Source organism: Paenibacillus sp. FSL M8-0212, assembly GCF_038004645.1.
Lineage (GTDB): Bacteria > Bacillota > Bacilli > Paenibacillales > Paenibacillaceae > Paenibacillus.
Window position 1 is genome coordinate 5854143 of the sequence record NZ_JBBORP010000001.1, and the last position, 15339, is coordinate 5869481.

General features: G+C 45.9%; 9 protein-coding genes. 6 read left to right on the top strand and 3 right to left on the bottom strand.

Annotated elements, in window-relative coordinates:
* Window positions 1–99 precede the first annotated feature (99 nt).
* The 6 genes from MKX68_RS25675 (at window position 100) to MKX68_RS25700 (ending at window position 7433) form a co-directional block, all read left to right on the top strand.
* Window positions 100–1458 (top strand): alkaline phosphatase, encoded by a 1359-nt coding sequence (locus tag MKX68_RS25675; protein ID WP_445671090.1) that lies wholly within the window; start codon window positions 100–102, stop codon window positions 1456–1458.
* Between the two features lie 166 nt (window positions 1459–1624).
* Complete coding sequence (locus tag MKX68_RS25680) at window positions 1625–2452, top strand: AraC family transcriptional regulator (RefSeq protein WP_340914589.1); 828 nt, start codon at window positions 1625–1627, stop codon at window positions 2450–2452.
* A gap of 108 nt (window positions 2453–2560) precedes the next feature.
* A complete protein-coding gene (locus tag MKX68_RS25685; protein WP_340914590.1) occupies window positions 2561–4585 on the top strand; it encodes a beta-galactosidase in 2025 nt (674 codons plus the stop codon).
* A gap of 14 nt (window positions 4586–4599) precedes the next feature.
* Window positions 4600–6033, top strand: a complete 1434-nt coding sequence (locus MKX68_RS25690; protein ID WP_340914591.1) for an alpha-L-fucosidase — start codon at window positions 4600–4602, stop codon at window positions 6031–6033.
* A 381-nt stretch (window positions 6034–6414) separates the two neighbouring features.
* Window positions 6415–6855: a CBO0543 family protein gene (locus tag MKX68_RS25695; protein ID WP_340914592.1), complete on the top strand. Its 441-nt coding sequence runs from the start codon at window positions 6415–6417 to the stop codon at window positions 6853–6855.
* 107 nt (window positions 6856–6962) lie between these two features.
* Window positions 6963–7433: a ferritin-like domain-containing protein gene (locus tag MKX68_RS25700; RefSeq protein ID WP_340914593.1), complete on the top strand. Its 471-nt coding sequence runs from the start codon at window positions 6963–6965 to the stop codon at window positions 7431–7433.
* A gap of 123 nt (window positions 7434–7556) precedes the next feature.
* Here MKX68_RS25700 and MKX68_RS25705 read toward each other — a convergent pair whose 3' ends face one another.
* The 3 genes from MKX68_RS25705 to MKX68_RS25715 all read right to left on the bottom strand — a co-directional run bounded on the left by MKX68_RS25705 (window position 7557) and on the right by MKX68_RS25715 (window position 15331).
* Entirely contained in the window at window positions 7557–8447 is an 891-nt protein-coding gene (locus MKX68_RS25705) for a cation diffusion facilitator family transporter (protein WP_340914594.1), read from the bottom strand.
* A gap of 338 nt (window positions 8448–8785) precedes the next feature.
* Complete coding sequence (locus MKX68_RS25710) at window positions 8786–13813, bottom strand: golvesin C-terminal-like domain-containing protein (RefSeq protein WP_340914595.1); 5028 nt, start codon at window positions 13811–13813, stop codon at window positions 8786–8788.
* 309 nt (window positions 13814–14122) lie between these two features.
* Window positions 14123–15331 carry a GDSL-type esterase/lipase family protein gene (locus MKX68_RS25715; RefSeq protein ID WP_340915508.1) on the bottom strand — a complete coding sequence of 403 codons (1209 nt, stop codon included), beginning with the start codon at window positions 15329–15331 and terminating at the stop codon, window positions 14123–14125.
* Window positions 15332–15339: the final 8 nt, after the last annotated feature.

A 15339-nucleotide genomic window follows, 5' to 3' on the forward strand; every position in this document is an offset into this window, starting at 1 on the left:
TTTCATTTACAAATAAATGCTAATCTTCTTAATGATGAACAAATGAATATAGATTCATGCATTCATTTTGTTATTGAGATATTACGAGGAGGAATCATTTTGAAATTATCCAAAAGAGTATTACCAGCGGTAGCGCTGACTCTGGCTGTATCGGCTTCTACTCTCTTGTCTGCCGGACAAGCAAGTGCCGTTCAAGCTGTAAGTGTGGAGAAAAAACAAATCAAGAACATCATCTTCCTCATTGGGGATGGCATGGGGACCTCTTATACTTCCGCCTACCGTTATATGAAAGATGACCCTTCAACGAAGGGCATGGACAAAACCGTTTTTGACCCTTATCTGGTTGGTGCACAAATGACCTATCCAGATGATGATAAACAAAATGTAACGGATTCCGCTTCGGCAGCAACAGCCATGTCGGCAGGTGTGAAAACCTACAATGCGGCCATTGCGGTTGACCCTGAGCAGAAGGAAGTCAAAACCGTACTTGAGCAGGCCAAAGAAAACGGCAAGTCCACCGGACTCGTGGCTACATCGGAGATCACTCATGCCACACCAGCTGCATTTGGTGCCCATGATATCAGTCGTAAAAATATGGATGCAATTGCGGACGATTATTATGATGAGTTGATTAATGGCAAGCATAAGGTGGATGTACTTCTTGGTGGAGGTAAATCCAATTTTGTACGCGAGGGTCGTGACCTGACGAAGGAGTTCCAGAAGGCCGGATTCAGCTATGTCACAGATCGTTCCTCTCTCCTTGCGGATAAGAATCAACAAGTTCTTGGACTGTTTGCGGACGGAGGTCTGGACAAGTTGATTGATCGTAGTGCTGCAACTCCATCATTGGCTGAGATGACCAATACAGCAATTGATCGTCTCAGTTCGAACGACAAAGGATTCTTTCTAATGGTCGAAGGCAGCCAGATCGACTGGGCAGGACATGATAATGATATCGTTGGCGCGATGAGTGAAATGGAAGATTTCGCAGGAGCATTTCAGGCAGCTATTGATTTTGCCAAAAAAGACGGTGAAACACTTGTCGTAGCTACTGCCGACCACTCCACGGGCGGACTTACGCTCGGAAAAGACGGAGAGTATAACTTCTTCGTAGACCCGATCAAAGCTGCACTGCGTACGCCTGACTTCATGGCAGCACAAATTGCAAAAGGTGCTTCGGTTGAAGAAACACTGAAAAGTTATCTGAAACTGGAGTTGAAGCCGGAAGAGATTCAATCGGTGAAAGAAGCAGCCAAAAGTGCGGACGTAACAAAGATTGATAATGCCATTGAAGCAATTATTGATAACCGTTCATATACGGGCTGGACAACAGGTGGACACACAGGTGAAGATGTTCCGGTCTATGCCTACGGCCCGGCAAGTCATCGCTTCGCCGGTTTGATCGATAACACAGATAATGCCAAGATCATATTTGATATTCTCAACAAGCATCAATAATTCGACAATAATTCAATATTTTAGGATCAACCCTTCTCTTCTTTCATTCTTAGAGAAGGGTTTTTTTTCATTTCTGAGGTTGTCACTCTACATCAAATGAAACAAAACAACATGATCCGTTATAATTAGAAAAAAAAGATATAAAAATGAAAGCGGTTGATAAACCATGAAACATTACATGAAGCAGATGCTTGTCACTAATCTGGACCGTACACTCCCGATCTATTTGGAACAAACCGGTTATAACGAATGGCAAGAAGAATTTGATAGACCTGACGGCTATCATTGTTATCACTGGCTGCAAACGACAGGCGGTGAAGGGCAATTTGAATGTGCCGGTAACACGATGACACTTGAGCCTAATCAGGGAATTCTATTGCCACCTCATGTTCCGCACCGTTATTATACATCGTCACATCCCTGGTCTACTTGGTACATCACATTTAGTGGTGATTTAGCCCCAACGATCATCTCTTCCCTGGGATTGGCCACATCGAAGGTCATTCGTTGGGAAGGAGATTCCCGGTTATCGAAAATTCATAACCCTACCAGCCGTTTGGCAAGGCAGCAGTCCGAATTCAGCGGAATGGATAGTTCCACGTTTGTGTATCGTTTTCTAATGGATCTGAAACGTTACGGACAAGTGGACAACCAACGCTCTTATTCCCAACAATCCTCGCGACTGGCACCCTTGATTCGATTCATGGAGGAGCATTTTCATGATGCCTCAATCGGCTTGGCTGATCTGTCGGAATATGCAGGCTTAAGCTCACAGCGGCTTAATTACTTGTTTCGTATGACGACTGGAATGAGCCCTTATCAATATCTGATCCAACTGCGAATCCAGAAAGCCAAGGAACACTTAATGAACAACAAACATATGACCATCAAAACCGTTGCTTCTCTCGTGGGATTTCTGGATGTGAGCCATTTTGTCTCTACCTTCCGAAAGTTTGAGAATATTACGCCTCAATGTTTTCGTGAACTTCATTAATCAGTTTCATTTTATTATATGAACTTCATTTTTTATTATATATATTATCCGATCATCAGCTATTAAAATAATTGATATATTTAATATTATTATATGGCGGTGATCAGGATGTTATATGCAGGCGCTAACTACCACCCCCACGACTGGCCGCGCGAACGCTGGCAGCATGATATCGACTTGATGCGTGAAGCTTCGTTTACAATCGTTCGGCTCGGCCATTTATGCTGGGACAGCTTCGAGCCATCCGAAGGAAACTACACCTTTGCATGGTTTGACGAAGTCATGACCTTGTTTGAGAAAGCGGGTATTCAGGTCATTCTGGATATTGCGACCCGTCCGGCTCCGACTTGGCTGCACAGAAAGTATCCCGAAATTTCTTTGAGTGCTCCGAGCGGCATCCGAATGGAAGCGCAAACAAGATATATGGAGGATATCGGTCATCCAACTTTTCAAGAAAACGCTTATGATTTCGCCAGAAAACTCGTCATACGCTACCGGCATCATCCGGCCCTTTATGCTTTCGGATTATGCAACGAATTAGGCTCTGGTGCTCCGTCTTATTCCAATGTGGCCCGGGACCGATTCGAGGTTTGGCTTCGCAATAAGTATGGAACGGTTGAGCAACTTAATGAAGCCTGGAGTGCACAGCGATGGTCTAGAAAACTGAACAGCTTCAGTGATGTGGTCCTCCCGATTTCGGGACAGGTCAAAGGTGCGCCAGAACGCCTTCTGGATATGGCACGTTTTTACTCCGATGAGACGTTGGCTTACATGCAAGGATTGAGTGACATCGTGCGGGAATTAGCTCCAGACGTCAGAGAAACAACGAACCACTGGTCGGAAAATCCGGGCTACGGTTTCGATTATCTGAAGCAGTACCGGGAAATGATCGACTTGCCGGGCATTGGCTTCTATCCCGGGACTAATCCCGAAGATAAACAAGCGCTAACTGCTGCGTGTTTCTTCATGGACCATCGCATCGGTGAGTTGGATCGGCCGATCTGGTGTCTGGAATTCCAGACTGGGGACTTTGGCGGCTACGCTTCTCCACCGGGAGCGATGCGAATGTATGCGTACCTGTCTCTGATTCACAGAGCGCAGGCCGTCTGTGCCTGGACCTGGCGCACAATGCTGGGTGGCGAAGAGCAATATGTGTTTGGTCTTGTGGATCATGATGGTATACCAGGCTGGAAATATGATGAATTTGCACGGATTGCACAGGAATTCAAACGGCTGCAGGATCTGGATATGCCAAGAAAAACAAACCCGGACATTGCGATTGCGTACTCCTTTGAGACGCTGAAGGTTATGGCGGGCAACCCAAGCTATTACAAGACCGACTATACGGGGCAGGTTTTGCAAGCCTACAGCGCTCTGGAACAATCCAATCTGGATTGCAACATCGTCAATCTGCGTAGCCTTCATCAAAACTACAAGCTGATTATCGTACCCGGACACGCGATCATGGATGAAGAATCGGCTGCAACACTACGGGCTTTTGTTGAACAAGGGGGTACCGTTATCATGACGGCTTATTCTGCCAAAGTCACTGCGAACAATCGGGTGTTTGATACTACCCTACCAGGAGGCTTGAGTGATGTATTTGGCATCCGCTGCGGTGCATTTGTTCGAACGCGGAGCCATACCCCTTGGGAGAATGCCGGAGGTTTGGAAAAAACAGAGCTTGGCCTGGAGCGTGAGAAACCGGTCATCGTCATGGATTCGGAAAACATTCAGCCGGATATCGATTATTATGAGATCGTTGAGCCGCGTACCGCGAGCATCATCGCCAGTTTCTCGAATACACGTGAGTCTTCCCCGGCGGTCACCTGCAATAGATACGGACAGGGTCAGGCGATCTATGTGGCCTTGCCTGCCAATACAACGTTGTTGAGTGCGCTTCTGCATCGTCTGTATCCAACGCTTGGCATAGCCAAAGGTCCCGCCACACCATCTGGTGTCGTGGCTCGTCATCTGGACAATGCAAATACCCTTTATGTCAACACAACAGGCAAGTTGCAGACCGTGCCCCTTCAGGAAACGGCAATTGGTATCCTGTCAGGCCAGACCATGGCCTCTGAGTTGAAGCTTGAGCCTTATGATGCTGAAATCATTCAATTCATTTCATATTAAAGGAGATGTTACTCATGAGCCACTCTATTCAGACTCTTGCCAATATCACCCCGTCCGACCGTCAACTGGCCTGGCAGGAGCTCGAATTTTATTCGTTTATTCATTTTGGGATAAATACATTTACAGATAAGGAATGGGGATTCGGTGACGAATCACCTGCCCTCTTCAACCCTACCGACTTTAATGCCATGCAATGGGTAGAGGTATGCAAATCTGCAGGAATAAAGGGTCTCATCCTAACTTGTAAACATCACGATGGTTTCTGTCTCTGGCCAAGCGCATATACGGAACATACCGTGAAGAGCAGTCCTTGGCGCGAAGGCAATGGTGATATGGTAAAGGAAGTCGCTGAGGCTTGCAGGCTGGGTGGTCTGGCATTTGGCGTATATCTATCCCCGTGGGATCGTCATGACCATCGATACGGAACCTCCGAATACAATGAATATTTCAAGCTGCAGTTGCGTGAACTGTTGACCTCCTATGGAGACATCTTCTGTGTATGGTTTGATGGTGCCTGCGGTGAAGGACCAAACGGTTTGAAACAAGTATACGATTGGGATGGCTACTATGAAGTCATTCGCGAACTGCAGCCAGGTGCCGTCATATCCGTATGTGGTCCGGATGTGCGTTGGTGTGGAAATGAAGCAGGACATACACGGGATTCCGAGTGGAGTGTTGTTCCGGAGGAACTCAGGGATTGCGAGAAGATTCAGGAGGCTTCGCAGCATGTGGATGATGGACAGTTTGCCAAGCTTGCTAACTCTCGCGACGAAAATTTGGGTAGCCGTGATGCTGTAGCCGGAAAGCCGGTTACCTGGTACCCTGCGGAAGTTAATACTTCGATTCGGCCAGGCTGGTTCTACCACGTTGCTGAGGATGATCAGGTCAGAAGTCTTGAGAAACTTCTCGATATTTATTACAAGTCTGTTGGTGGTAATGCTACGTTTCTGTTAAATTTGCCTCCGGACCAACGCGGCAGAATTCATGAGAATGATGCCAAACGGATGCAAGAGCTTGGCGATCGGCTTCGCGCTACGTTCCGCCATAACTTGGCCTTCGGAGGACACGCTACTGCAACAGAATCGCTTGATGAGGAACATGATGTCACTCGCGTGCTGGACGGGGACAAAATGACGTATTGGTGCCCCAACGAAGGAACTGAACACGCCGCCATTGAGGTTGATTTATTGGAAGAGCATACGTTTGATACAATCCTGCTTCAGGAGCATATCCGTTCTGGACAGCGCATTGAGAAACTTCACATCGAATATCTGGATGGCGAGATATGGCGTGATCTGTACGACTGTACCATCGTTGGATACAAACGGATTTGCCGCTTTCTCCCTGTTCGAGCAAGGAAGCTCCGCTTGATCATTGAAGAATCCAGATGGTGTCCGACATTATCTGCTGTTGAAGTCTATTTAAGTCCTCAAGATTTGAATAAATAATAAAAAGGTCGCTTATCCTTGTTGGATAAGTGGCCTTTTTGACGTTCGGACACACACATGCCTGTTCCGAGTTTGCTAATATGCATTATATCCCATGGAGTTGGTTAACTTATACAAACCACTTGCATTGAAAGGAGAGAAATCCGATAGATGCAGTTAACGATTGGTTAAGGCAGATTGCCCACAACTATATTCTCATTGTCATTGCTGCGGTGCTCTTTTTTGCAATCAAAGCCGTCATTGGATTCTATACGTACAAGCATTATGATAAAAAATTGGATGCACTTACAGATAAGGTAGATCGTCTTCTGGAAGAAAAGACAACGGAGTGATGCGGCTTATTGTGAACTATACAAGTAACAAGCTTTGGAGGAAAATTGCATGTTAGGAAACATTTTGTTAGGTATGGTCATTCCCATTATATTGGGTGCATGGATTCTGCGTCGGAACTTTACCATCTTTATTCTATATTATCCACTTGGTGTGGCTGTAGCAGCATGCATCAACAATATCGGGTTTAATTACTTCTGGAATATCCTTCCAAATACTCATAATCAATCCTTTGCTGCTCTTCCAATGGATCTTGGAGTCTATCCAATCGCCGGCTGCCTGATGATGTATACGATTTTAGAAAAAGGTGCCAAGCCATGGTTGGCAATCCTTGTTGCATCCTTGTCGCTGACATTAATCGAATGGGTTGCCAAAATGATGGGGCATGTCATTTATTTTAATGGATGGAACATTATTTGGACCTTTCTGTCATACCTCCTGCCATTTGTTATTGCTTATGGTTACAGTAAAATATTGAGGTATACCAAGTAAAAGTTCCACTGAAGCTTTCGATTAATAAGACGGGACTGAGTATATGGGTTAACGCTGATAGGCATACGTGCATACCCTAACTCATATTGGTCTTGGAGGGATTCGTAATGTATGTGACATATCCGTATGGTTACAGGTACACTTTTACTCCGGTATGGGCAACATCATCAGCCGAAGCACTTGAATTAATCAAAACGGCTGTGCAGGGAGAACGAAACGATGAGTTGTTCTATGATTCACTGATTCAGTTGTCACCCGATGCCAATCAGGCTGCCATCATCACGAGCATCCGTAATGATGAACGAGGACATAATCAAATGTTCCACCAAATGTACAAGGATCTGACAGGCCAGGAGATTTCGGGTGTAAGCAGTGAGCCAGTTGAGACGGTACCCTCTTATCTTGCCGGATTGCAAAAGGCGTTTCAGGGTGAATTGGCGGCCGTGGAAAAGTATAGAAAAATATGGTTTGGCCTCCCTTATGGCATATATAAAGACACGGTGTGGGGAATCATCCTGGACGAACAGAAACATGCGGATAAATATAACAATCTGATTACCTACAATTTGCCGAGATAATCTTGTATGGAATAAATAACGCGCGGATTCTTTTTAAAGATGAAAATTGAAATCAACAAAAACCAGTGAATGAGTAAAGCTCACTGGTTTTTTGCTTTGACGAGTCTCACTTTTATAAGCTTGCTATCCAATGCACTCTTCCAACACATCAGGTTCCACATGAACGTGAACGGTATATACGTCATGCTCCTCCATTAATTCGTTCTCCACGTCTGTACAGATATCGTGTGCTTGTTGAAGATCCAGGCCAGCATGGACTGTTATGACAACGTCTACTACAACGTTATTGCCATAGTTCCGCGCTCTCACGTCTTTAACCGTCTCTACGCTGTCAATGCCGGCAATCGTCTTTTTGTACTCCTGAATCAGTTCAACATCAAAACCATCCGTCAGATGGTGTGTGGCTTCCTTGAAAATGTCCCAAGCGGTTTTGCAGATGAGGAAACCTACGATGACAGCCGTTACAGGGTCCAGCCATGGGAGGCCGAACTGGGAACCCACGATCCCAATGACCGTACCGGTGCTCACCCAGGCATCGGAAATGTTATCACGAGCCGCCGCCATGACCGCCTGACTTTTAATACGTGTAGCAAGTCTCTTGTTATAACGATAGACCAGATACATGATAACTGCGCAGAAAATGCCTGTGTACGCAGCGATGATATCCGGAGATTCATGTGTACCCTGAAACACAGAACCAATGGCTTCAAACAGTACTTGTAAACCTACTGCCATCATAATGAAAGAAGCAACAAGCGATGCAACGGTCTCTGCTCTCCAGTGACCATATGTATGATCTGTGTCGGCTGGGCGTTGAGCAAGCTTCAAACCGATCAGTACAGCTATTGAGGCCACAATATCGGTGGCATTGTTTAATCCATCCGCCTTGAGTGCTTCTGATCCGGCCATATTACCAACGATCAGTTTTAATACGGTCAAACATATGTAGGCGATAATGCTGATGATAGCTCCGCGCTCTCCCAGCTTTAGATTATCGTATTTAAGTTGATCCACATGATATCCTCCTGCAATCTTCAATTCAAGCACGTGTATGATAGTACCATTGAAGATTTGTGTGGGTCTAGAGAAACGTTTTGAGTGTGACGAAACATAATCTGAAAGCGGCAATTTTTTTACGAGCATCCAAAAAAGTTGGTTTTGGCAAACTTAAGTGATCAATGGGTGGTAAGAGGAAGTTGGCCGACTGCCTTCCCTTGTAACCAAACTTTCTTGCACTTAGACAAAAAGAGCCGAATGGATCGTTTTGATCCACTCGGCTCTTAGCGTTATTTTACAATAATCTGTATAACATCACTTACCGTTGTTCCACTTCCATTCATAATTCACTGCCCTCATTCAGAAAGTGTCGGTTCAACTGGCTCCTCATTAGCAAGCAGCTCCGAATCATCAGAATGCCGTTCGAACATAACTGCGTCAACCCTCGTATAGATCATATCCGCAGGAAGCGTTGGTGGGTCTACCGTTGTAGGCGTAACTCTGGTTAACCGGACATACTCGCTGCCGTCACCTGTAAAGTCGAACGTTCCCAGATTAACCCAACCTGATGAGCCGACCGTTGCATCGATATAGGTGACCTCGGTACCCGTTTTATGTTTCACTTCTATTTTGACATTGTTATCGTTTGCGGTCGTATGGACGAGTTTATAGATTGAGACCGTATATTTCCCCTCTGGAAACTCGCCTTTCCACGTTGCTGATGATCCTTGAACTGTTGAATAGCGGGATTTAACCCCAATTTTGTATCCTGCTAAATTGCTTTGGCTCCAAGACCCTTCTGTCGTGTATAACCCTGTTGTATTTGTACTATCGACGATAACCGTTAGGTCCCTGATCGTGATATTCAAAGGTGCTGTGGTTAGGGTCACATCGTCAATCGTAACAGTAGCCCATACCTCAATGTGATCCGTGTCTCCATCAAGATTAAGAAGGGTCAACACCCCACTGCTATTCACTTCGGCCAGATCCGTACGATCAACGAAATACTGTACATCAGCCTGTGTAAGATCACCGATCAAACCGTTATCTAAATAACCGGTTACGCTCAGTTGTGCGGTTTGAGTCATCTGCAGCTCGTTCCGATCGGACATGATCACAGCAGACTCCAATTGCGGTATCCTGTTTGGGTCCACCCACATGATTGCATCGGCAACGACTCTGGACTTGTTGGCCTTATTGGTTAGTTCTACGTACCCGCTATCGCCTTCAGCAAAAGGATAATCCCCCAGATGCACCCAAGTACCGTTCGCCGTTGTCTCATCAACTGTAACCGTTTCGGAGCCTCCGTTATGATAAACGGTAAATGAGACATTTGTTGCCCAGTTTTCACTCGCAGCAGTGATTTGCGGAATCTTATAATACACACTGTAAGTGACACTTTCTGGCAGCTCAGGCCGCCATCTCATTTTGCTTGTCGCTGTGCCGGTCGTAGATTTGGCATACACATAGTTATCATAATAATAGTCGTTAGCCGTCGTGTCCCTTATCCATACGCCTTCTGTCTCTGCCTCCGTATTATCAACAATGATAGATGAATGATCCTGCCCCTCGGGTTGGACTGGAGTTTCCGATACCTGATCAGGCAGATAAAGTGTCCGCTTACGGGTCTGTTTCCCCTCCGATTCCACGTAATACGTGAAAGGCTGGGATAAATCATTCACCCGTATCGACCATTCCATCGGGTATATTGTATCTGGGATGGTCGTGTACGTGGCCCCGCCATCCAACGAATAATGGATGGTTGCTGATTTTGTCGTCTTGGCTTGCACGTATGCATCATAGACCGTTTCGTCGGGCTTAACGATCAGCATGCCTTTAACCGCATCAATTGGACTGTGGGTATCAAAGAAATAGCTTGCATCCGAGGTATCTGCCGTTCTGACCTGATGCAGCGGTACATCAATATCTAGTCCCTCTACAATGATCGCGGTGATTCCCTTGCCTGAAACCGTGGCTTGAATGATTCCACCACTCATAACCGTTTGCTCTGGTGTACCATTGTCGCGGATGATCGTTACCGTATAATCTTGTGCCGGGTTGAATCCAATGATATGTTCATTTAATTCAATTGGAGTCTGAACTTCTTCTGAAGATGCGTTGCTTAACCCGATGTAGAATTTATCCCCGCTCTCACCCGTTATCCAGTTTAATTGAGGATGGTTGGTCTTAATAATCCCCTTGGGCATCCAAAGCCAGACGTCCGAATTACCATAAAATTGGCCTGGTTTATTGCCATAGAGGTGATATTTGAACCATAAAAAATTCGTTTCAAAAACGGAAGGAAACGTAATACTGCCGTTCGATTTCAATGATTGTTCGCTGATCAAATAATCCATCGTTTGCCCGAGTTGCCCTGGAATATGGTGATAATAGATAGATGTAGCCCCACTTGGGCCTTCCAGAGGAAAATCCGGTTCAAGTTGGCTAACAGCGAAGCCTTTATAATAATAACCTGGATAACTGGAATATCGTCCAATAACCGCATTATGAGCAATATCCTGCAGCAGTTCATCCCCTGTATAAAGCGACAATCTCAGCATGAACGGAGCTTCCTGAGCATTCATCCGATAATAACCAGTGGTACTTCCTGCTTCAAAAGTTAATCCGCTCGGTGAGACAAGCCAACGCTCCGCTTGAACACCTCCGGCAATATCTTCGGGAAGCTTAAGCCTAGGATATTGAAATTTACCACTTTCCGGCCAATGGAACGACTCCGCGTAATTATACGTCTCCGGCTGAGGAATCGTAACGTTACCTTCAGGAACCGGGCGAGCAACAAACATGGTTGCATACCGTTTGGCTTCCTTATAGGCGGCATCCAAGTATTTGGGATCCTGCGTTTCCTCATATAGCTCCAAGATCTCCATCCACAGCTTGCTATAATAATAAATGAACTCATTTTTACTCACATCGACAGATGCAGGCGTATCGATATGTTGCGTGATATAACTGTCGGCTGCATCTTTCGCAGCTTGCAAATACTGCGCATCTCCCGTCATCCGATACATCATCAGGGGCTGAATGACAGGACCCCGGTCTTTCTGATCCGGGTCACGCACGAGGTATTCTTCCTGTGCTAATGCCCCAATTCCTGCCGAAGTGCCCATCATCTGATGAACAGCGGCGACACTTGAAACATCAAACGGCAGAGTAGCCATTTTCCATAACGAAGGCACACCGTATACTTTCTTCTGCGTTGGCGACCAACCAATACCATTACGCGATACGCCATACTGGACGGACGGCAGTGCTCTCGTATCGTATAGCTGGTCATCTCCAGTGAGATAATAAGCCCCCAAAAGAACTGCATTTGAGCTTGTTCGAACGCTGTCCTCGTTTTCGATATCAATAAAACCCTTGGCACGGCTCCACCACCCGCTGGGTGATGGGACATAATTAACAGAGTCATCTCCTTGCGGCTCAATCTTAAGCAAATCGATCATATTAAACATCGCGTCAGTAAGCGATTTATTTGAAACATTTTCCCGGTATGCTGAATAATCGTATTCATTGCGTAGAATATCCACGTAGGACTCATATAGATTGCTTTTTTGAGCGATAAGCCCCATATGAAATTGATACGTGCTTTCTGCAGTCATTTGCGAATAAGTCCCTAATTGAGGCGCATACAAGATTGGCTGCACGCTGCCTTCGTTGTTGACCAGGCTCATGCCAAGTCGTTGTTTCGTAACACCTCCCGTCGGTTCAAATTCAACCGGAAGCTCTGTCGGAGGTACAAATATGCCATACGTCAATGGATTTCCCGCACCATCATTTTTCTCAACCAGGCTCATCGGAGCGCTCAGCTCTCTTAAGCTTGTTGATTCCACTGTACCTACCATTTTGGCATGTGACCTGAATCCATTTAACACTTCATTGATGCCCGAGGCGGACTCTGTCGTGAAGGACTGATATCCAATCACATAATTGCCGTCGCGGCGAGGCGTAAAGGCAAAAGAGACATCTGGTTTATCCCCTGCCATGGACCAGTTCACTTCAAAATCATAATCACTGCCATGTGTAGAGTCGGTTAATACCGCGGTCTGGCTGTCGGGAAAATGGACCCCGTCGAATGTAATCCAGCGTTTGTTCATCGTATCATAGTAATTGGTTCGGCTCCCCGCATTCCCGTCCAATAAAACCCATTGTTCCTCAAGTCTTTCCGATTCATTATTGATTGGAACCCAGTTCCCTGTCTCCGTGTTTTTGTAGAACATGTCACGAACGATAGATTTACCTTCATCCCATGCTGCCTCATAAAAGGTTGCCTTGTAATTAGCATTTTCAATGCTGCCTTTCTCTGTGTAACTGAGATTCGCTAAGGTACGGCTTCTTAGCGGGGGGAGCGGTGGTGCTTGTTGACGGATATTCCCCTCGAACTTGACTGCATCGGCCCGCGTAATAATTGTACCCGTAGAAGGCTGCGTTCGAGTCAGCCTGACAAATTCGCTATCATCACCACTAAACTCATACTCCCCCAGATCCACCCATCCAACCGATGGACCTGACGAAGGTCTAAGATCCATAAACTTAACATCCGTAACCCCGTTATGAACAATCTCAATTTTCACATTACTATCTGCTTTATCCGCCCAATCCAGCTTATAGAACGATATTCTCGCCGTCCCTGCTTCCAAGCGTGGATTCCAGGTGATGCTTCTACCTACAGCGTCTGTAAATTTGGAACTGGAATTATTGTATCCCTTCACTCCTGCACTTGTCGTCCAATAAGGAGCGGAGAACCCGTTACTGACGTTTCCTGAATCAACAGTGACGACATTATCAATTGTGAGACTCCCATCATCAATGATAATTGTCTTATGTGGCTCTTTCTGCTTTATATTCCCTTCGAACTTGACCGCATCCGCGCGCGTAAGGATCGTGTTTGTGGTGCCGGTAGACCGGGTCAATTGAACAAATTCTTCGCCAACTCCAGAAAAATAGTACTCTCCCAAATCAACCCACCCTGCTGGAGCACCAGATGAGGGTCTTAGATCCATAAAGACTACATCCGTTGTTCCATTATGAACGATCTCAATTTTCACATTGCTATCTGCTTTATCTGCCCAGTCCAGCTTATAGAACGATATTTTCGCCGTTCCTTCTTCCAAGCGTGGATTCCATGTTATCGTCCTGCCTGCTGTACTTGTATATTTGGTGCTGGAAAGATCATACCCTTTCACCCCTGTGCTTGTGGTCCAATTAGGGGCCGAATATCCATTGTTCTCGTTACCTGCATCAGGTGTCACATCATCATTGATCTTGATACTCCCGTCATCGATAATAATTGTCTGATAAGGTAAGGTCTCCGCATAAGCGGTCCTTATTCCGATCAGGCTGAAAGGGACTACGATCGTCAACATGAAAACGATGAAGAAAAATAGCTTCCTTTTGACCATACAATTCACAGCCTTCCCTTAAAATGATAACGCTTCCACAAATGCATTGTCTTTTGCTGGAATGATCGTAAAAAGCACTTAACCTTATCCTTCTGCCTAAATCCCGTTCTGTCGTTTTCATCTTAGCATGTTACGTCACGGTGAAATTTCTTTCATTTTAAGAATTTCTTATACGATTTTAAGTAAAGTAAAAAAAACCTACACCCTAATTGATTGCTCAGTTGCAGCCAAATAGAATATAGGTCTTCCAAGTGTTCCAAGTGAACCAATCAATTATAATGGCGGTTGCACCAATAACAACTTTCCAAGCTGTATGACCGTTTGATCATACCAAGCAGGATGCTGCCGAACATGTTCCATACTTCGTTCATTGCCGCTAGCCTTAAACACGGCAGCTTTGTCAGTCTTCTCGTGATCGATCTCGAAGCGAACTGTATGTTTCCCATTTGGTAGCTCTGGCAAGAAAACATATTGATTTCGATTATGATCGTTATAAGGAGTGAAACGATCGATAAGAAAGGACTCCCCCCCATCCACCGACACCTTCAATCGGCCAGAATCCGGCCCCCCGATATCAAATAAGCCGATGTGTGTTCCCTCAAACTCCACTGTGATCGTCTCTCCGGGATCAACTGCTCTCCATAGACCGGGGAACAACCAATCATACTCACGCACTAAAGGAAAATCATCAGTTGTCATGTAAGACCACCCTGCGGAAAATTGAGTAAGACGATCCAGTGGCAGCATGCTTGCATACTCCCAAGGATTGGACGGGACCAAAGTGTCTTGTGGCAAATGATGTTCCACTTTTCCCACGTGATCTCGAAGTTTGCTCATTTTCTCAAACGACCGAATGATGGTGTCTGTGTAAATCTGGTGTCCTTCGGGAATTGTTGGATGGATCGAATCATGTGTAAAAATAACGGCACCGGGAATGGACACATCTGCACTTGAGGTGAAAATGAGCTTTCCATCCGAAACCAATTGACTGACCGCTACGCCCAGATGAATGGAAGGAATGCCGTAATAGTCGGCGATTTCCTCTTGCATAAGAGCGCCCTTCTGGTATTCGCCGGATTGAAATGAGGTCAAATCCCGCTCCTTAACCGTATATACAAACAGGATATCAGTAAACCGGCTCCGCTTGCGAATCTGTCGGACAATACCTTCGATCCGTGCCTTGGATTCGGGAACTCCGCCATCGTTGCCAACAAATTCAACAAATATGAGATCAGGCTGATGACGAAGCACATCTGTCTCCAAACGGGCGCAGCCGAGGTCCGATCCTGTCCCATCAATGCCTGCGTTCACAGCGCGGATATCGGCATGGGGATATTGCCCTCGCAGCCAATCCGCCGTCATGACCCTGTATCCTTTCGAACGTGTATTACTGCCGCCAAAATAGACGATGGTCACGGTTTCTCCATTTTCCAACTTCTGAATGACATTAGGCAGCCCTCTTCGTGGGAAAAATTCCTTCATCACGACTT